The sequence below is a fragment of the Chitinophaga japonensis genome, from assembly GCF_007830125.1.
GTDB classification, from domain to species: Bacteria; Bacteroidota; Bacteroidia; order Chitinophagales; family Chitinophagaceae; genus Chitinophaga; species Chitinophaga japonensis.
This window is the reverse complement of the sequence record NZ_VLLG01000003.1, coordinates 1835406-1853063: the sequence shown is the minus strand read 5'-3', so window position 1 is coordinate 1853063 and position 17658 is coordinate 1835406. Positions and strand designations below refer to the sequence as shown.

Below are 17658 nucleotides of genomic sequence, written 5' to 3'. Positions count from 1 at the left end.
CGTTTGCGACACGTTATCCTGCCGGCCTCAAGCATTTCCCCCTTGCTTCTAGTATCATTTTTGATCAGCTATTTTTATAACTGACCGGCTATGACGAAAGTAATAACAGCACAGGCAAACAACAGCACAGACAGTAAGCTGCCCTACCTCTTCTCCCTGGCAATAATAGCGATGCTCGGGCTATGCTACTGGCTGATCCCTCCTTTCCAGGAGGCTGTGAAGGAAGCGTTTGAGGTCCTCACCAGCAAAGACCGGCAGCGGATCAATGACTGGGTATCACAGTTCGGCCTGCTTGGGCCGCTGATACTGGTCGTGTTGATGATGGTGCAGATGTTCCTGTTTGTTGTGCCGAACGTGCTGGTAATGCTGGTGGCCATTACCTGCTACGGACCGGTATGGGGATCGCTCATTTCACTGGTGGGGGTCTTTGCCTCCTCGTCGCTGGGCTATATGATCGGCCGGTTCCTCGGTCCGTCCATTGTAAATAAATTCATCAGTGTAAAAACGCAGGAAAAGATCCGGGGCTTTATTAAAGCGTATGGCGTGCCGGCCATTGCCATTACCCGACTTTCTTCCCTGTCCAACGATTCACTCAGCTTTGTGGCGGGCATCCTGAAAATGAGCTACTGGAAATACATACTGGCCACACTGGCGGGCATTACCCCGCTGGTAGTGCTGCTGGCCATTTATGGCAAGAACGGCCGGATTGAAAAAGCGCTGATCTGGATAGCCGCCATTTCGCTGGTGCTGCTGGTGCTTTATATCATCATAGACAAACGGCGGAAAAAAAGGAAGCACCAGCCATAACCTAGATATCATTAACGGCGTTAAACTGCTCCAGGGCCTGGTAAAACGCTCTTTCCTTCTCATACACTTTTTTATACCTATCCTGCTTTTGCAGGTTCAGTTCAAGATACTTGTCCTGCGCGGCCCGCAATGCTTCCCCCCCGGCCTGCTGGATAGCTTCCCGCTGGGAAATTTCCTCCCGGTCAAAGACGTGCAGCTCCTTCAGCGCCGTATAATAGGCTACGGCGGCCGTTTTCAGCTCATGGCCCTGCCTGATGCCCTCCGCCGGCAATGTTTCAATCTCCCGGATCAGTTGGTCAAATTCCTTTTCCTGCTTGTCCACCTGCGCCAGCGCGCCCTGGAAGTCGTTCTTTACCAGGAAGTTCAGTTTCTGTTCCTCCAGGCCGTTTTTGCCCACCAGCATGTTAAATACCATACGTTCCTTCCGGACAATATTTTCCTTGAGCGCGATGGCTTTACGGGGTTTGCAGGAAGCCATGCTTACCAGTAAAAAGGCGGCAGCCAGCATGATCTGTTCCGTGCTTCGTCTCATTGTATGGTCATTGATTTTTTTGGGTTAAAGACATATCGGGCCTGTATGGGCATCAACAAATATAGTAGTTTTAAGTTTGTAAAACTACCAGCATATGAACAAGGAAATACAGGCCTACAATGATTCCATGCCGGACGCAGATAAAGCGATCTGCCAGCAGCTTGCCCGGGAAATTGACAGGCACCTGGCTAAGGCGGAATGCAAGATATGGCACCGGCACCCGGTATGGTTCCTGGATGGCAACCCCATTGTGGGCTATAGCAAGCTCAAAGGCTGCGTGCGCCTTTTGTTCTGGAGCGGGCAATCTTTTGATGAAGCAGACCTGCAACCGGAAGGCAGCTTCAAGGCAGCAGAAGCCCGCTACACGGATGTAAAACAGGTAGACACCGCGCTGTTAAAGCGCTGGCTTGAAAAATCCGCGAAGATCCAGTGGGATTACAAGAACATTGTTAAGCGCAAAGGCGTCCTGGAGCGCTTGCGCTAGCTTCCCGGCTTCAGGCATTGGTCCGCTGCAGCAGCTTCCGGCTCTCCTTACTCACAAATGTGATCGGCACAAACTTGTCCGTGGGCGCCCCGATATAGTATACCGTCCACTCCGGGTCATGGTGCGCCAGCATTTCACTGATACAATCCGCCCGGTGCCCCATGGGATTGGAACAGTCGTCCCAGTAGAACAGCTCCACCCGGTAGTGCAACTGTTGCTTCTCGTTGTTGATCGTTACTTCCACCTCGATCTCCTGCTTGCCCGGAAGCGGAGGAATAGGAATGACTATGTGGCTCATGGTCTCTATGTTATAAAAGCGTTCCCGCAAGAAGGCTGCCAGCTTATCACGGCACGTAATACGCCAAACTTATGCATGCTTTTTTTCCTGTAACTGTCCAGGTACGGGCGCCGGCGTCCGGAAACGGACAATAAGGCCAGCCCCTCCCCTCCCGTCACATGATCAGTTCCGCCGCCTATCCACTTCCCGCCCGCCTGGCGCCGCTGAAATCGTTATTTTCGGTGAATACCATTGTTTTTTTATCACATCTAACTTTAGCATTTACCGTTATGAAAAAAGTAATCCTATTCCTGTCATTTATATTGACAGTCCGCACTGGCTTTAGCCAGCCACAGCCTGCCCAACTGGCTGACGGGATCACAACCGCCACGATGGAGGAAGAACAGTTCAACGCCGGCAAGATCAGGGCCCTGGCGGCGGAGGTCGAAAAAGGCACCTATCCCAATATCCACAGCTTGCTGATCAGCCGCCATAACAGGCTCATATACGAAAATTACTGGCCGGGACAGGATGAGCAATGGGGCAATGCAATGGGTGTGGTGCCGCATCACCGCGACAGCCTGCATGATATAAGAAGCATCACCAAAAGCATTGTGTCTGCCTGCGTAGGTATCGCTATCTCCCAGGGAAAGATCAAAAGCGTTGATCAACGGGTCTTTGATTTTTTCCCGGAATACGCGAAGCAGGATACCGGCCTGAAAGCCACCTTGACTATTAAGCACCTGCTCACCATGAGCACCGGCCTGGCATGGAATGAACAGGTGCCTTATGACAACCCGGAGAACAGCGAGATCAGGATGATCAACAGCCCGGACCCCGTGGGCTATGTGCTCAGCCAGCCAATGGAAGTACCGCCGGGACAGCAGTGGAAGTACAATGGCGGCACTACGCAGTTGCTGGCCGCCATCATTGAAAAGGCCACCGGGCAGCGGATAGACCGGTATGCCCGGCAGTATTTGCTGGAGCCCCTGGGGATCACCCGGTTCACGTGGTTCACATTTCCCGGTACCGATATGCCGGCTGCCGCATCCGGCATGCGCCTCCGGGCAAGGGACCTGCTGAAGTTCGGCCTGCTGTACAGCAACAACGGCAACTGGCAGGGCCGCCAGATCGTGCCGGCAGAATGGGTGCAGGAGTCCTTCCAGTCCCATATCAAGATCTTTGAAACGGGCTTTTATGGTTACCAGTTCTGGATCTTCATGGATAAGGTGCAGAACAAAACGGTACGGGTAGTAGCCTGCGTGGGAAACGGGGATCAACAGGTATTCTTTGATCAGGAGAAAGGCACCGTAACAGTCGTGAATGCCGGGAATTACAATAAGTGGAACGGCCAGAAAAACGCTGCCGATATGATGCGGGATTATGTGTACCCCGCAATGGAGCAGTAAAAAAATAAGTATGCCACCCGGGGTTCCGGGTGGCATACTCCTGCTATGGCTACTATTGTTTAATGATCCGCATGGTCTTTCTTTCGTGCGCCCCTTCCAGTGAGAGGAGGTATACGCCGCCAGGCAAAGCGCTGATGTCTTTGCTGATACGCTTTTCTCCCGGCGCCATCCGCCAGCTAAGCACCAGCCTGCCCTGGATGTCAAACACCTTTATCAGCGTATAGGCATGGTCTCCCGGTACCACCAGGATATGGCCGCTGGTGGGGTTCGGGTACACGCCGGGCTTCAGATCGCCTTCATTACCCGGGGCATCCTCCTGCTGAACAAGGGCCGGCAACATGCTGCGGGCCTGCCCGCCCCCGGTGCCGCAGTTATCGATCGTGAACCAGTTGAACCGGAACGATCCGGACACCACATGAATGCCGGTGTAGCTTAATGCCGGCAATGTGATCGTGTCCGTGATGGTTTGCCACTGCCCGCCGGTGGAGGGAATATCAATAATGCCGAAATTGAAGCTGCTGTGGCCCACCTTTACCTGCGCAGGCGCGGTGGAAGATACGCGGAAGCTGATCCTGTACAGGCCTGCAGTGGGTACGTTCAGCGTATTATAGGCAAACCAGTGCCCGGCCGCCAGTCCTGTAAAATGCTGCGCGCCGCTCACATCGTCGGTAGCCACCAGCGAAGGACCGGAATGCCGGAAAGCGCAGCTCTCCGCCTCGTAACGGGTATTTACCGAACATTCGTAGATCATGATCCAGGCCGTGTCTGCAAGACCGGCAGCGCTGGCTGTTACCGGGTACAACCCGGGCGTTGCATTGGCCGTTACCAGCCCGGTAGTGTCCACCGTATTATTGGCGCCCCCTACTCCCCAAACCAGGGAAGGCACGGGAACCGGCTGGTTGGCGGCATCATAAGCGGTGGCGCTGAACTGGTAGGAATCGCCTGCGCCCAAGTGCGCGGTATCAGGCGTCAGTGCAATACGCACCGGCTCATCGGACGCTTCCGCACAGTTATCAATGGCAAACCAGTTAAACCGGAAACTGCCCGACATCGCATGAACGCCGGTATAGGACAGGGCTGGCAGCGTAAGCGTGTCTGAGATGGTCTGCCATTCGCCATTCGTAGATGGCACATTGATAATACGGAAAGTAGCGCCTCCATGACCGATCTTTATCTGGGCAGGCGCCGTAGTGGATACCCGCAGCCGGATATTGTACCTGCCTGCGGAAGGCACGTTCAAATTACTGTACGCAAACCATTTGCCGGCGGTAATGCCTGCAAAATGCTGTCCGCCGTCTACATCGTCGGTCGTTTCCTTGTAAGGGCCGGAAGCATGGGAAGAGGCGGACTCGGCTTCATAGCGCTGATTCACCGTACAGGTATACGCCAGCACTACCTCCAGCGTATCACTGATGGCGCCGGCCCTGGCTATAATGACAAAGCTGCCGGGTGTATTCCCCGCGGTCAGCAAACCATCGGGGCTGATGCTGTTACCGCTGCCGCTCACCGACCAGTATACCGTATCTCTTACCGGCACCGGGGTGCCGTACTGGTCATATCCTTTTACCGTGAATTGCTGGGAAGCGCCCAGCGGCACCGTTACGGTATCCGGCATTATTTCAAGCCGGGAGAACACCGGCACGGTCATCACTTCGGCAAAGGCCGTTCCTGCCAGCCCGCCGGATGTTGCCGTAATGGTGTACTGCCCTACGCTGTCCGCCTGCAGCAGGCCATTGGCGCTGACCTGGTTGCCGGTGCCGGAAACAGACCAGGCGGGAGCAGGTGCAAGCATTATGTAATTGCTGTCCGCATCATAGCCCCAGGCATTGAATTGCACTGTTTCCCCGGTGAAGACCCGGGCGCTGTCAGGCTTTATCACTACGCTGGCGACCTGGTGGGCCGATGCCGGCACGATCTCCAGCCAGTTGAAATTCCAGCCGCCGGTATTGGACTGTACGCGGATCGTTTTTTGTCCCTGGCCCAAAACAATGGGAGCGGATGTAACGGTGATCCACTTTTGCCAGCCGCCGCTGGCGGGCAGTTGCACAGTAGCCAGCTCCGTGGTATCCTCGATCACCGTCAGTGCCGAAAGCGCGTTCACCGCTACCCGGAACCGGATGCGGTAGGCCTGGCTGTCCGGCACATCCAGGTCATATTCAAACCAGGTCTGGTTGCCGATATAGCTCATATTCAGGCCCCCGCTGGTATCAGCAGTGGTTTCCGGCCGGGAGGAGTTGAAATTATCGTAATCCTCAGCCTCTATTCTTGCCGGCACCGGCTTGTAATTGGTGGCCCTTGCCTGCACATTGACGGAGCCCGACAGCGTCACCGTATCATAGGTAGCGGTGGCGGTCACTACGCCGGAGCTGTTAATGGTGGCCAGGCCGCCGGCAGTGATCACGTTACCATTGCCCGTGATGCTCCATACCGGGGTAATGCTGTCCAGCACGTGCCCGTTCTGGTCCCGCATTTTAGCGGTGAACTGTTGCGTTTTCCCGGGCAACACGGATACACCGGCCGGAAGTATTTCCACGGAATCCAGTACCGGCGTGCCCAAGCCCTTCTGGTAAATGCGCACATAATCCACCAGCATGCTGTCCGGCCAGTCGGCATCCACGATGTTTCCTCCCAGCCCGCCGCCGATGGAGATATTCAGTATCACATAAAAAGGTTTGTCAAAGGGCCAGTCCCGCCAGTCCGTATGCGGGTTTACATAGGTGTAGTATGCCCGGCCATCATGGGTAAACCGCAATGAATCCGGCCACCACTCCACACCATACACATGATATACGGTATCAAGGTCAGGCAATATCTCGTTGCCACCCAGGTCGCCGCCGTTCGTCCAGTTCTTGTTCTCCGTATGCACCGCACAAGTGGCTTTACCAAAATTATTGCCCACATGCTCCATGATGTCTATCTCGCCGCTTGAGGGCCAGTAGCCATAGCTGCTGTGGGTGGGCATCAGCCAGAAGGCCGGCCACGATCCCCGCGCCCGGGGCAGCTTGGCCCTCATTTCCACCTTGCCATACAGGAAATCCATTTTACCCTGGGAAATGACCCGGGCGGAGGACCAGGGCTCATCAGGATTGCCGGTTGGAAAATCCTTTTTCCCGGTAATGACCAGGTGGCCGTTTCTCACGCGGGCGTTATCATGCGTAGTATCCGTATACACCTGCTCTTCGCTGTTGGTCCATCCCTTTGGTCGCGGATCCACTTTCCATTTGGCGGGGTCCGGCAGGCCGTCCGTATCAAATTCATCATTGTATATCATGGTCCATGCAGGGTTGCCGTCAAACACCACGCTGCCCGTTGCGTTATAGGTAGGTATCTCCGGGTTTTGCAGCTCATCCCCGTTCACGGTAAGGGTAAATACTGTCCTGGAATAGTTGGCCGGCGAATTGCCGCTTAAAATAATGTGGGCCGTGGTATCGTTCACCCGCAGGATGCTGCCCACCGTCACGCCGGGCGGCAGCGGCGACGTGCTCCAGTTGGCAGGATTAAGGACCGGCTGAAAGCTGTCGCCATACAGCTTTACCTCGATCGCCTTCCCGTCTTCCTGTCCCATCGGGATATTGATTTTTGTGAGGTTGATGCTGATGGGGTCCGGAGCCAGTATCCGGTCAAAATACAAGATGCCGTTGGCCCGCCGGCCGTCTATAAACTGGACGGTTATACGGTTGAGGTCTGTCCGGTGATTGATCCCGGTAAAATTAAACACCGCTTCTTCCCATCGATTTACCTGCTGCACTTTGTAGGTCAGGTACACGGCCTGCGTGTAATCGCTGCCGGGTTGCAGTTTGAAGAGCACCTCCTCCTGCACTGTACTGTACACCAGCATTTTAAAAGTGCTACTGGCCGAGAGGTCCAGGGGGACCGGCAGTGTGCAGGCCGCTGCCATGTACGGGGAACAGGTGGTGTCCTTCGTAAATTTGGCGACGTGCGTACTGGGATTCAGGGCAGACGGCGCAGGGTTGGGCTCATGGAAAAGTACGGTGCCGGTGGCATTCGTTCCGGCGTTGTAGATCCATTGCCCCGAACCGGGGCCGTTCCCTTCCATGTCGTCAATCAGCCTGAACTGGGCGAAAAGTTGGTTGTTCCATAACAATGTGGAGAGGAACAGTAGCGTAAAGATGCTTCTCATAGGTCGTAGAATTTATATTGGTTACAAGCAATAAATTATCATCAAGGGTTTTTATTCCTTCACGTGGACCTGTATGCGTGTTTTAAAAATATATAGATGGCATTTTAATCGGAATCGCTGCCGCTGGCGCTTCTGTCATCCTCTATCACACCGCCGGGAGGAAGCGTGCCCTCCTCTTTTTTCTTGTAGTACCGCTCCAGGGTTAACTTGCCTATGGCATGATTGATATCGAATTCCCTCCCCTTTCTGCCGCTTTTTTTCATGTTGTCGCTGGCGGGCAGTACCGCCGCATTGAAATAGAAATTAGTGCCGCCTTCCCCCTTGGCGGTAATATGGTCGATATGCGGGATGCGGGAGGTATCGAACCTGGCCAGTTTTGTTTTACCGTCCACGTCGCTCACCGGCGATCCCTTGTCGTAATGCATCTGGTTTGCGGAAAGTATTTCGGCACGCTGCTCCGCGGTGAAATCGCGGAAGGCGCCTACCTTGCCGGGGCCAAATGCAGATGAAAACGCTAAAAATTTATATGGTTCCAGGGCGGAGGCGGGCTCCGCGCTCAGTTCCAGCTTATTGCTCTTTTTAATGTTCCCTTTGGCGGGCAGCACCGCCGCATTGATATAGCTGTTGGAGCCGCCTCTCGATTTGGGAAAACGGTGGTCTATGTGCGGCACCAGGTCCGTGTTCTGCTTCACCAGCAGGGTAGCGCCGTCACCATCGGAAACAATGCTGCCCTGGCCATAATGTTTCTTGTTGACTTTGTAGATCGCCCGCTGCTGATCGGAATCAAATTTCTTCTGGAAATGCTCCTCAATACGGTCGTCCTTCTGGGTATCCAGCAGGGCCTTGCTGTAAATGTTGGCGTCCTTGGCCTCCTGGTAGGTATCAAAATCCTCGATACCGAAACGCTGCACCACTGCAGGCCTGGATATGCCTGAAGCGCTGCGCTGGTATACCGCAGCGGGGAAATAGGCACGTTCAGCATCGGTATTTTTGGACAGGTATGACATGGAATGAGGGATCGGGCTTCATTACTGGTTGTAATATAGCTAATATTTAATAAAAAACAGGCTCCTTCTTCCAAAGACGCTCATGCTCCGCAAACAGCTCCGAAAACCGGAACCCGCATTTCAGCAATACTTTTTCCGATGCAACATTTTCCTGCCGCGTAATGGCGTATAGCGTTGTACGGGGGTGGCTGCCAAAGAAATGAGCGCAGCCGGCTTCCAGTAAGGTAGTAGCATAGCCCTTTCCCCAGTAAGCTGGCAATAAAGCATACCCGATATGCAGCTTGCCGGCGCCGCCCTGCACGGGCAGCAGGGAGAACATGCCGATGACCTGGCCGTTGCTCTTTTCCGCTACCGCCCAGCGGCCGGCGCCCGGGTTGGCGGCATATAACCGGATGTTCTCCTCCAGGAAGGCGTCGCTGTCTTCCCGGGATTTTGCCGGGCGTATATAACGCATTACCTGCTCATTACCGTTGATAAGAAAAAAACTGTCCGCATCGGCAGCCGTAAATTGCCTGACCAGCAGGTGGGTGGTTTCAAAGATTTTCAAGCCGCTTGTATTAAGTTGACTACTTCATTTCGTTCTTCGCCAGCCGGCGCTGTTTGCCGCCCCATTGGCTGAGCTGTTTTAAAATAGGCCCCAGCTCACGGGCCATTTCAGTCAGCTCGTATTCCACCCGGGGAGGCACTTCCGCATACACGGTCCGCTTTACCAGGCCGTCCTGCTCCAGCGCCCGCAATTGCAGGGTGAGCATGCGCTCCGTAATGTAGGAGAATTCCCGCTTCAGCTCGCCGAAACGGCGTTTTCCGCCCTCCAGCTTGTCCAGTATCAGCAGCTTCCACCTGCCCCCGATCTTGTGCACCGCGTAGGTCAGATCGCAGTCAATGATACACTGCTCATTACGGGTATACGTAGAATTTTTCTTCCTGGCAGCCATTACTTACATGTTTGTATGTACCATACAATTGGTTGTATAGCCACCAAATTTAGATGCGCCCGGCTACTTTTGCAAATCATAAACAATAAGAAGCATTATGGATCTGTATCTAAAAGGAAAAACTGCCGTGGTAAGCGGCGCCAGCCAGGGAATGGGACGCGCCATCGTAAAAGAGCTGGCTATGGAAGGCGTACAGGTGCTGGCTACGGCCAGGAACGAAGCATTGCTGAACAGTCTCAAAGCGGAAATAACAGCGGCAGGCGGCGTAGCGCCGCTAACGCTCATCCAGGATTTTACAGCGCCGGAGGGTCCGCAGCAAATTGCGGCAGCCGCGCTGTCCGGCCTGGGCCATGTAGACATACTCATTAACAACGCCGGACGCAGCCGCCCGCTGGATGTAGCAGGCCCGGAAGCGGCATGGCAAGACTCCATGACACTGGATTTTGACCGTCACCGCCAGCTCACGCAGCAGTTGCTGCCCCACTTCATGGAACGTAGGCAGGGCGTTATCCTGAACATCGGCAGCACTTACGAGCTGCGCTCCGTGAATGCCTCCGCCGTGGCCAAAGCAGCCGTGATGGTATGGTCCAAACAGCTTGCGGGGCAGTTGGGACAGTACGGCATCCGCGTAAACAGCCTGCAGCCGGGCCTCATAGACACGGAGAACATCCGGCCCTTTTTTCCCGGTGAAGAACGCCGGAAATTTGCCGAACGGGAGATCCCCCTGGGCGATTTCGGGGAGCCGCAGGACATCGCCAACATGGCGGTATTCCTGGTATCGCCCCGAGCCCGCTATATTACAGGCGCCGTGGCGGTGGTGGACGGCGGCATGCGCCACTACCCTTTCTGACCGCTCGCGGTTATCTTACGACTGGCTATCCGCCGTATCGATCCGGCTCAGTATCTTCCGGTCAATGTAAAAGGTGCCGAAAGGTATTACGCAGGCCAGCAGCACCTTCCAGGTGGTGGTCCTGAACTTCCACTGCTGCTCTACGCCCACGCCCAGCGCATTGAAGACAAACAGCAGGAACAGGGCGCCATGCAACGGGCCTATCATTCTAACCAGCGCAGGATCGCCCTGGAGGTGCTTCAACGGAACGGCAATGAATACCAGCACCAGCAGGGAGATGCCTTCCAGCAAACCGATGATCCGTAACCTGCCGACTTTTGACTGCAATAAACGTTTCATAACTATCAATTATCTGAAATAAGGTCGGTGAGACAAAGGTGAAAAAGGCCAGGGAATGGCTATAAAGATCAGGATAAAGGCAAGCAGGAACCAGGTGAACATGGTTCTGAACCGCTCCCGGTCCGTAGGCTTCCTTTTGGCCAGCGCCGAGCCAACGGTCAGCAATGCAATAGCGGTAAGCATGATGAAAATGTGTATTAAGCCATAGAAGCGCATCTCGGAGCCGGCGCCCGCGTGCTTCCAGTAATATTGCACAACCGGGCTTTGCGTATACAGCGTCATGCCGATCATGAGCTGCACATGCGCAATAGTGGCCGTCCAGTGGCGGACCGCATTATCTGTTCTGGTGAATGGCCGCGCGGAAATATAACCCCGGCATGCACGGAAGATGGCGTATGCCAGGCTGATAACCACCAGCCACCTGAATAATGAGTGTAAAAAGATCAGCGCAGCATACATCGTTCATTTTAATTGGACGATGCAAAAGTATACAAAAACATACTAATCGGTATGTTTTATGCGAAAAATTTTTATCGCAGTGAAAGCAGGTAAGCCCGCAGCTCCTTCAGGTAGGTACGGTACACCGATTTGCTGTTCTCCAGCTTGCCGAAATTCCGGATGCCCCAGTAGCCGGACATTACAAACAGGGTCACCTGCCGGGCGTTTACACCCGCACGGATATGGCCCGCTTTTTTTCCCTGCTCAATACATTTGATCATCACCTTTTCCCATTGCCCGGTCAGCTCGCCCAGCACCTCGCTGAACCCCGCATGCCAGGGCGCCATTTCCTGTGTAAGGTTGGAAGCCGGGCAGCCGTGCTCCACCTTCATGAAAGCGTTCTCCATCAGCAGGTGGTGCATCATCCGGTAAATAGCCTCCACGGGGTCCTGCGCTTCCCGGAACGGCTCAATGAATGCATTGGCCAGGGATGGTTTGAGCAGCTCGTTGATAATGGCGATGCCCATTTCGTCCTTGTTCTTAAAATGGTAATAGAAAGCGCCCTTGGTAACCTGGGTGCGGGCAAGGATATCGTCAATGCTCGTGTTCTGGTAACCCTTCACATAGATCAGCTCAAAAGCCTTTCGTAAAATATCCAGCCGGGTGGCCTCCGCTTTTTTCATAATTAAAAAGATACTACCGGGTATTTTTTTACAAAGTAATGAAAGTTGAGGGAAACTTGATACCTTAGCCTCGCAACAACATGCCCTGAAATTACGTATGATACCCTTTTTTATTCCCTCATTTCTCAATTTTAAAATCCAACATCATGACACCTCTTTCCACCACCCCTGGTAACGGCAATCCGCCCCCGGGTGCGCAGAATGCAGTACTGCTTTGTTTTGTCACCTACTCTTCCGACCCGGTAAATGATATCGGCACTTACCTGCCGGGCTGGAAAATTGTATGGAACGGCCTGCAATCCTCCGATGGCAACTATGCCTTTGTGGCCACCGACGCGGCGGAAGAAACCTATGCGCTGGCTATCCGCGGCTCCCTGCCCCCGCAGGATGTTTTCAGCAACTGGGACGCGTTTGCCAACTGGATACTGGAAGACCTGGACGTGATCACCCAGGTAAGCTGGCCCTATGCCACAACCGCCAATCCCCTGATCAGCAACGGCGCCAATACCGCCTTTAACAACGTGCTGGGTATGCTGGACACGCTGGGCTCCTCCGTGTCCCTTACGGATTTCCTGCTGGACAATGCCGTAAAACCGGGTAAGCAGGTGATCATTACCGGGCATAGCCTGGGGGGTAACATTGCGAATGTATTTACCTCCTATTTCGTAAGCACCCTTACAAAGGACGGCTATTCCACCAGCAATGTATCCCTCTTCACCTTTGCCGCGCCGGCGCCCGGCAACGGCGATTTTGCCTCGGACCTGGACGCCAAGCTGCCTGCCGCATGGCATTACCAGAATACGAATGATATTGTGCCCAATTTCCCCGTTTCGGATACCATTTTCCTGACCGGTTTCCTGTACGTGCCCCAGCCGGCCGCTTCGGAGATCACGGTCACCTACAAGGGGAAGACCGTCAGCCTGCGGGAGGCTTTCTTCCTGCTGGCCGGGGTGTTCCTCTTCTATCATTACCAGCAGCAGTCCAATCACTACACCGAGTTTACCGCCAGCCTGAATGACCAGTACCTGGACAATACCGCGGCAGACTGGTTCGGGCAGGCAGGCGCCCAGCATGCGGTGAGCAATTACGCGGGCTTCCTGGGGGTGACGCCGGCCACACAACTGGCATAGGCAGCGAAATCCCTGTTTCCCGGGATTTCCGGCGCCTGGATTTCTACGTACCTTCAGCAGGAAGGTATCTCAATTATCCACCCTCAAACCGTATTGTATGAAAAAACAAAGCGCAAAGAAGCTCCGCCTGAACAAGATCAAAATTTCCACGCTGAGCAATAACAGCCTTGGCGTAAAGAAATGGGAAGACGCCCCCACTTTCGGCTTTAAATGTCCGCCTCCCATCAGCAAACCGGGCCAGCCGGGTTGCCTGCTGTAAGACGATCATATACCCGGATGGTCTTCACCCATATGAAAGCCGCACGAACCAGCCGTTTGTGCGGCTTTCTTTCATCCCTTCTTTATGCTTTCCCTATGCTTTCTCCCTGTAAATGCCGGTAAATCCCCGGTAAACGCCTGGTGAGGTCCTGGTGCCCCGGTGCCCGATAATTACCACTTTTATATTACATTTGCTGCCGGACTTTTGAACAAGCACTATTCTCAGAGACAGGTATTATTAGTATAGCATGCACATATTACTTAAAAACGTAAAGATTGTCGCACCTACCTCTCCCCTGCACGGGCAGCAACAGGATATTTTAGTAGAAAACGGCGTGATCCGGCAGGTAGCCCCGGCTATTAGCGCCGCCGGCGCCCGGGAAATTAGCGGGAACAACCTGCACGTGTCCCCGGGGTGGATGGATGTATTTGCGCATTTCTGCGATCCCGGACAGGAATACAAGGAAGACCTGCAAAGCGGGGCAGATGCTGCTGCCAGGGGCGGCTTTACCACGGTCATGATCGTGCCCAATACCCAGCCCGCCCTGCATACCAAGCCCCAGATCACCTATGTGCTGAGCCAGACGGCCCACCATGCCGTACAGGTGCTGCCCATTGGTGCGGTGACCAAGAACCTGGAAGGCAGCTCCCTTTCAGAAATGTACGAGATGCAGGAAGCCGGCGCAGTGGCCTTTTCAGACGGGTTTAAACCGGTGCAGTCTCCCGGCCTGCTGCTCAAGGCCCTACAATACGTAAAAGCTTTTGACGGCACCATCATACAGCTCCCGGACGACCTGAGCATTTCCGCGCATGGCCTGATGCACGAAGGCATCTTTTCCACGCAACTGGGCATGCCCGGCAAACCGGCCCTGGCCGAAGAGCTGATCATACAGCGCGACCTGGAGCTGGCGCAGTACACCGGCTCCCGCATACATTTTACCGGCATCAGCACCGCCAGATCCGTGGAGCTGATAGCCCGGGCCAAAGCGGCCGGCATACAGGTAACCTGCTCCGTTACGCCCTATCACCTTTCCTTTACGGATGCGGACCTGGTGAAGTACAATACCTTCCTGAAAGTAAACCCGCCCCTGCGTACCGCCGAAGATGTGGCCGCGCTACGGGAAGCCGTGCTGAACGGCACCATAGATTGCTTTGCCACCCACCACCAGCCCCAGGACTGGGACGCCAAGCAAACGGAATTTGAATATGCCAAATACGGGATGACAGGCCTGGAAACCTGTTTTGGGGCTATCCGTAGACATGTTCCCCAACTCCCGCTGGAACAGCTCATCCGCATGCTCACCGTACAACCGCGCCAGGTGTTCCACCTGCCCGCCCCCATATTGCAGGAAGGCGCTGTAGCCAACCTCACCATATTTGACCCGGATACGGAATGGACGTTTACGGTGGCAGATATTGCCTCCCGGTCTAAAAATTCAGCGTATATTGATACCTCGTTAAAGGGAAAAGTGAAAGGGATCATCAGCAAAAACCAGGTACTGTTTTCTTAATCCTTATAAAACCTTTGCTATGACTAAAAACAAAATCCATCTCCAGTATGGCCTGATCCTCAGCGCAATACTGGTGCTGCTTTCTGTACTGTACTACGTTATGAACCTTAATACGGCCAAATGGACGCAATGGGTCAACATCCTGATCATGTTCGCCGGCGTTATCTTTACCTGCATCCAGTACGCTAAAGCCAATGACGGGAACGTGACCTTTGGCAACGTTTTTGCGAGCGGGTTCAAAACCACCGCCATTATAGCGCTGATCACCGTGCTGTTTGGCGTGCTTTTCGTCCTTATTTTCCCGGAGATCAAGGAAAAAGCGCTGGAACAGGTACGGCTGGACATGGAAAAGCAGGGGCAGTCTGACGAGGTGATAGAGAATGCCATCGCCATGACCGACAAAATGTTCATGGTGTTTATGTTAGCCGGCGGCATCTTCGGCACCCTGTTCTTTGGCGCCATTGCCTCCCTGATAGGAGCTGCCGTGGCCAAGAAGAACCCGACGGTTAAATAATTAACAATGAATAATTAATAATTAATAATCGTGACGCAGCCTTTCAACGAAACATAAATGCTACGGGCATTATTAATTATTAATTGTTAATTATTAATTTATTATGAGTGTAGACATATCCGTTATTGACATATCCGTTATTATTCCCTTAAAGAACGAAGAGGAATCTTTGCCCGAGCTGGTTGCCTGGATAGCAAAGGTGATGGAGGCCCATCGCTTCACCTACGAGGTGTGGATGGTGGACGACGGCAGCACGGACAGCTCCTGGGAAGTGATACAGCGGCTGGCGGCCGATGATGACCGTATCAGGGCCATCCGCTTCCGCCGCAATTACGGCAAGTCTGCAGCACTGAATGAAGGCTTCCGCTCCGCCCGGGGCAACGTGGTGATCACCATGGACGCCGACCTGCAGGACAGCCCGGATGAAATACCGGAGCTGTACCGAATGATCATGGAAGACGGGTATGACCTGGTGAGCGGCTGGAAGAAAAAACGCTACGACAACACGTTTACCAAAAACCTGCCCAGCAAACTGTATAACTGGACCACCACCAAAATGAGCGGGGTAAAGCTGCACGATATGAACTGCGGCCTGAAAGCCTACCGCAAAAAAGTGGTGAAGTCCATTGAAGTATACGGGGAAATGCACCGTTACATTCCCGTGATCGCCAAATGGGCCGGCTTCCGCAACATCGGCGAAAAAGTGGTGGAGCACCGCGCCCGCAAATACGGGGTTACCAAGTTCGGGCTGGAGCGCTTCATCAACGGCTTCCTGGACCTGGCCTCCATCATGTTCATCGGCAAGTTCGGGAAAAGGCCCATGCACCTCTTCGGCGCCCTGGGCACCCTCTTCTTCCTGGCAGGCTTTGGCATTGCTTTTTACCTGGCCTTTGCCAAGATATTCTTTGACCGCTACAACATGACGGACCGCCCCATCTTTTACCTGGCCATCCTGTTCATGATCATCGGTTCCCAGCTCTTCCTCACGGGCTTTATCGGCGAGCTGGTAGCCCGCAACGCACCGGAACGGAACACTTACCTGATAGAAGAAACGATTTGAAAATTCCAAATTCCAAAATGCAGGCAAACACCTAAATACCAATAACAGTTCAGTATTATTGAAGGCCTACCTGTATTTTGGATTTTGGGATTTGGATTTTGGGATTTGGAATTTTACCTTTTCTACTGATGCCTAAAAAAATATTGATCCTCGGCACAGCCTACCCTTTCCGGGGTGGGCTGGCCGCTTATAATGAGCGCCTGGCCACCGAGCTGCAACTGGCGGATGAAGTGGATATCTGGACCTTTACGGTACAGTACCCCGGCTTCCTCTTTCCCGGTAAAAGCCAGTACGCCACGGACCCGCCGCCGGCCCACCTGCGCATACGCCGCCTCATCAATTCCGTGAACCCGCTCAACTGGTGGCGCATTGGCCGCCAGGTGCGCCGTTTCAACCCGGACATTGTGATCGTAAGATACTGGCTGCCCTTTATGGGGCCCTGCCTGGGCACCATATTGCGCGTAGCCAAAAGAGGCGGCGCCCGCTTCAAGGTGATCGGGCTGCTGGACAACGTGGTGCCGCACGAACAACGTTTCGGCGACAAGGCCTTTACCCGCTACTTCCTGAAACCGGTAGATGCCTTCATCGCCATGACCCGCTCCGTGCTGAACGACCTGCGGGCCTTTGAGCCGCACAAGCCGGCATCCATCATCCCCCACCCCATTTATGACAGCTACGGCCCCATCCTGCCCAGACAGGAAGCCAGGGCCTACCTGCAACTGGACCCGCAAAAGCGGTACCTCCTCTTTTTCGGGTTCATCCGCCCCTATAAAGGACTGGACCTGCTGCTGCAGGCCATGGCAGACGAGCGCCTGCGCAGGCTGGACATCCACCTCGTGGTGGCCGGCGAGTTCTACGAAGACGCCGCTCCCTATCACCAGTTGCTGCAGCAACTGCAACTGGGCGACCGGGTGCTGCTGCACACGGACTTCATTCCCAATGAAGCGGTAAAATATTATTTCTGTGCCGCCGACCTGGTAGTGCAGCCCTATAAAAGCGCTACCCAGAGCGGTATCTCACAGATTGCTTACCATTTTGAAAGGCCCATGGTAGTGACCGATGTAGGCGGGCTGGCGGAAACCATACCGGACGGTAAGGTGGGCTTCCGCTGCGCACCGGAGCCGGCAGCCATTGCCGCCGCCGTGGAACGCTACTTCCTGGACAACCGCGAAGCGGACATGACCGCAGCCCTGCGTGTGGAAAAACAGCAATATTCCTGGCACAGGCTGGCGAAAGAAATACATAGTCTGGCCGGCGGATAGGAGTGCGGCAAACGTGGTACG

19 protein-coding genes are annotated in these 17658 nt (G+C 54.3%); 10 read left to right on the top strand and 9 right to left on the bottom strand.

Annotated features, from left to right (window positions below):
- Positions 1-90: 90 nt before the first annotated feature.
- The gene (locus tag LX66_RS16570; RefSeq protein ID WP_145715436.1) at positions 91-807 is read left to right on the top strand and encodes a TVP38/TMEM64 family protein; all 717 of its coding nucleotides are present in this window, start codon (positions 91-93) and stop codon (positions 805-807) included.
- A 1-nt stretch (position 808) separates the two neighbouring features.
- Here the strand turns inward: LX66_RS16570 and LX66_RS16565 are convergent, their stop codons facing one another.
- On the bottom strand, positions 809-1339 hold the full coding sequence (locus tag LX66_RS16565) for a hypothetical protein (protein ID WP_145715434.1): 531 nt from the start codon (positions 1337-1339) through the stop codon (positions 809-811).
- 94 nt (positions 1340-1433) lie between these two features.
- Between LX66_RS16565 and LX66_RS16560 the strand changes: the two genes are divergently transcribed.
- Positions 1434-1823 carry a DUF1801 domain-containing protein gene (locus LX66_RS16560; RefSeq protein ID WP_145715432.1) on the top strand — a complete coding sequence of 130 codons (390 nt, stop codon included), beginning with the start codon at positions 1434-1436 and terminating at the stop codon, positions 1821-1823.
- Positions 1824-1833: 10 nt separating this feature from the next.
- Here LX66_RS16560 and LX66_RS16555 read toward each other — a convergent pair whose 3' ends face one another.
- Positions 1834-2121 (bottom strand): hypothetical protein, encoded by a 288-nt coding sequence (locus LX66_RS16555; RefSeq protein ID WP_145715416.1) that lies wholly within the window; start codon positions 2119-2121, stop codon positions 1834-1836.
- A 269-nt stretch (positions 2122-2390) separates the two neighbouring features.
- Here LX66_RS16555 and LX66_RS16550 point away from each other — a divergent pair, with 269 nt between their 5' ends.
- Positions 2391-3509 (top strand): serine hydrolase domain-containing protein, encoded by a 1119-nt coding sequence (locus tag LX66_RS16550; RefSeq protein ID WP_145715414.1) that lies wholly within the window; start codon positions 2391-2393, stop codon positions 3507-3509.
- Between the two features lie 52 nt (positions 3510-3561).
- Here LX66_RS16550 and LX66_RS16545 read toward each other — a convergent pair whose 3' ends face one another.
- The 4 genes from LX66_RS16545 to LX66_RS16530 form a co-directional block, all read right to left on the bottom strand.
- On the bottom strand, positions 3562-7650 hold the full coding sequence (locus tag LX66_RS16545) for a carbohydrate-binding protein (RefSeq protein WP_145715412.1): 4089 nt from the start codon (positions 7648-7650) through the stop codon (positions 3562-3564).
- A 104-nt stretch (positions 7651-7754) separates the two neighbouring features.
- Entirely contained in the window at positions 7755-8657 is a 903-nt protein-coding gene (locus LX66_RS16540) for a hypothetical protein (protein ID WP_145715410.1), read from the bottom strand.
- 46 nt (positions 8658-8703) lie between these two features.
- Positions 8704-9204, bottom strand: coding sequence for a GNAT family N-acetyltransferase (locus LX66_RS16535; RefSeq protein ID WP_145715407.1), 501 nt, complete (start codon positions 9202-9204; stop codon positions 8704-8706).
- Between the two features lie 19 nt (positions 9205-9223).
- Complete coding sequence (locus LX66_RS16530) at positions 9224-9592, bottom strand: winged helix-turn-helix transcriptional regulator (RefSeq protein ID WP_145715405.1); 369 nt, start codon at positions 9590-9592, stop codon at positions 9224-9226.
- 97 nt (positions 9593-9689) lie between these two features.
- Between LX66_RS16530 and LX66_RS16525 the strand changes: the two genes are divergently transcribed.
- Entirely contained in the window at positions 9690-10442 is a 753-nt protein-coding gene (locus LX66_RS16525) for an SDR family NAD(P)-dependent oxidoreductase (protein ID WP_145715403.1), read from the top strand.
- A gap of 15 nt (positions 10443-10457) precedes the next feature.
- Here the strand turns inward: LX66_RS16525 and LX66_RS16520 are convergent, their stop codons facing one another.
- From LX66_RS16520 to LX66_RS16510, 3 genes are all read right to left on the bottom strand, one after another.
- A complete protein-coding gene (locus LX66_RS16520) occupies positions 10458-10781 on the bottom strand; it encodes a DUF3817 domain-containing protein (protein WP_145715401.1) in 324 nt (107 codons plus the stop codon).
- A gap of 9 nt (positions 10782-10790) precedes the next feature.
- Positions 10791-11240: a hypothetical protein gene (locus LX66_RS16515; RefSeq protein WP_145715399.1), complete on the bottom strand. Its 450-nt coding sequence runs from the start codon at positions 11238-11240 to the stop codon at positions 10791-10793.
- A gap of 71 nt (positions 11241-11311) precedes the next feature.
- Entirely contained in the window at positions 11312-11902 is a 591-nt protein-coding gene (locus LX66_RS16510; RefSeq protein ID WP_145715397.1) for a TetR/AcrR family transcriptional regulator, read from the bottom strand.
- Positions 11903-12048: 146 nt separating this feature from the next.
- Between LX66_RS16510 and LX66_RS16505 the strand changes: the two genes are divergently transcribed.
- The 6 genes from LX66_RS16505 to LX66_RS16485 all read left to right on the top strand — a co-directional run bounded on the left by LX66_RS16505 (position 12049) and on the right by LX66_RS16485 (position 17637).
- Positions 12049-13032, top strand: coding sequence for a lipase family protein (locus LX66_RS16505; protein WP_145715395.1), 984 nt, complete (start codon positions 12049-12051; stop codon positions 13030-13032).
- A gap of 97 nt (positions 13033-13129) precedes the next feature.
- The gene (locus LX66_RS28170; RefSeq protein WP_158642655.1) at positions 13130-13291 is read left to right on the top strand and encodes a hypothetical protein; all 162 of its coding nucleotides are present in this window, start codon (positions 13130-13132) and stop codon (positions 13289-13291) included.
- A gap of 247 nt (positions 13292-13538) precedes the next feature.
- Entirely contained in the window at positions 13539-14801 is a 1263-nt protein-coding gene (locus tag LX66_RS16500; protein ID WP_145715393.1) for a dihydroorotase, read from the top strand.
- 19 nt (positions 14802-14820) lie between these two features.
- Positions 14821-15315, top strand: coding sequence for a DUF4199 domain-containing protein (locus tag LX66_RS16495; protein WP_145715391.1), 495 nt, complete (start codon positions 14821-14823; stop codon positions 15313-15315).
- A 103-nt stretch (positions 15316-15418) separates the two neighbouring features.
- Positions 15419-16375 (top strand): glycosyltransferase family 2 protein, encoded by a 957-nt coding sequence (locus LX66_RS16490; RefSeq protein WP_244620428.1) that lies wholly within the window; start codon positions 15419-15421, stop codon positions 16373-16375.
- Between the two features lie 128 nt (positions 16376-16503).
- Entirely contained in the window at positions 16504-17637 is a 1134-nt protein-coding gene (locus LX66_RS16485; RefSeq protein WP_145715390.1) for a glycosyltransferase, read from the top strand.
- The last annotated feature ends 21 nt before the right edge of the window (positions 17638-17658 follow it).

Coding starts and splice junctions, on each gene's coding strand:
- LX66_RS16555 (WP_145715416.1), bottom strand. CDS start 2,121: ATGAGCCACATAGTCATTCCTATTCCTCCGCTTCCGGGCAAGCAGGAG.
- LX66_RS16570 (WP_145715436.1), top strand. CDS start 91: ATGACGAAAGTAATAACAGCACAGGCAAACAACAGCACAGACAGTAAG.
- LX66_RS16510 (WP_145715397.1), bottom strand. CDS start 11,902: ATGAAAAAAGCGGAGGCCACCCGGCTGGATATTTTACGAAAGGCTTTT.
- LX66_RS16540 (WP_145715410.1), bottom strand. CDS start 8,657: ATGTCATACCTGTCCAAAAATACCGATGCTGAACGTGCCTATTTCCCC.
- LX66_RS16485 (WP_145715390.1), top strand. CDS start 16,504: ATGCCTAAAAAAATATTGATCCTCGGCACAGCCTACCCTTTCCGGGGT.
- LX66_RS16560 (WP_145715432.1), top strand. CDS start 1,434: ATGAACAAGGAAATACAGGCCTACAATGATTCCATGCCGGACGCAGAT.
- LX66_RS16500 (WP_145715393.1), top strand. CDS start 13,539: ATGCACATATTACTTAAAAACGTAAAGATTGTCGCACCTACCTCTCCC.
- LX66_RS16495 (WP_145715391.1), top strand. CDS start 14,821: ATGACTAAAAACAAAATCCATCTCCAGTATGGCCTGATCCTCAGCGCA.
- LX66_RS16505 (WP_145715395.1), top strand. CDS start 12,049: ATGACACCTCTTTCCACCACCCCTGGTAACGGCAATCCGCCCCCGGGT.
- LX66_RS28170 (WP_158642655.1), top strand. CDS start 13,130: ATGAAAAAACAAAGCGCAAAGAAGCTCCGCCTGAACAAGATCAAAATT.
- LX66_RS16515 (WP_145715399.1), bottom strand. CDS start 11,240: ATGTATGCTGCGCTGATCTTTTTACACTCATTATTCAGGTGGCTGGTG.
- LX66_RS16530 (WP_145715405.1), bottom strand. CDS start 9,592: ATGGCTGCCAGGAAGAAAAATTCTACGTATACCCGTAATGAGCAGTGT.
- LX66_RS16525 (WP_145715403.1), top strand. CDS start 9,690: ATGGATCTGTATCTAAAAGGAAAAACTGCCGTGGTAAGCGGCGCCAGC.
- LX66_RS16565 (WP_145715434.1), bottom strand. CDS start 1,339: ATGAGACGAAGCACGGAACAGATCATGCTGGCTGCCGCCTTTTTACTG.
- LX66_RS16550 (WP_145715414.1), top strand. CDS start 2,391: ATGAAAAAAGTAATCCTATTCCTGTCATTTATATTGACAGTCCGCACT.
- LX66_RS16520 (WP_145715401.1), bottom strand. CDS start 10,781: ATGAAACGTTTATTGCAGTCAAAAGTCGGCAGGTTACGGATCATCGGT.
- LX66_RS16545 (WP_145715412.1), bottom strand. CDS start 7,650: ATGAGAAGCATCTTTACGCTACTGTTCCTCTCCACATTGTTATGGAAC.
- LX66_RS16490 (WP_244620428.1), top strand. CDS start 15,419: ATGAGTGTAGACATATCCGTTATTGACATATCCGTTATTATTCCCTTA.